The 273-nt window shown below is 43.6% G+C and carries 1 pseudogene; it reads right to left on the bottom strand.

Going from position 1 to position 273, the window contains the following annotated elements:
- Positions 1-273: pseudogene (locus tag HT734_RS09555) on the bottom strand (hypothetical protein); the annotation flags it as partial.

The raw sequence follows: 273 nt of genomic DNA, 5'->3' as shown, positions 1-273 counted from the left end.
ACCTTAGTTCCTGGTGGGTATGTTGAGCCATCTGGTTTCTTAGGTGTTACTGTAACGTCACCTGTCTTAGGATCTTGTTCCAACTCTACTGTTGGTGTCTTACGAGCTGGTGTTGTTACATCCACTGGTTGTGATGGTTTCTTGTTAGGTTCTGTTACTGTTCCTGTACCTGGGACATCTTGCTTAGGAAGGTTGTCATTTGGCACTTCACCTGAACCATTGTCACCAATTGTTACTGTGATTGTTGTTCCATTTTCTCCTGGAATTTCTACC

The organism is Streptococcus sp. k-90 (genome assembly GCF_013277565.1).
In the GTDB taxonomy this organism is placed as follows: Bacteria; Bacillota; Bacilli; order Lactobacillales; family Streptococcaceae; genus Streptococcus.
The sequence above is the reverse complement of the archived record's forward strand: the minus strand, read 5'-3'. Positions and strand labels throughout refer to the sequence as shown.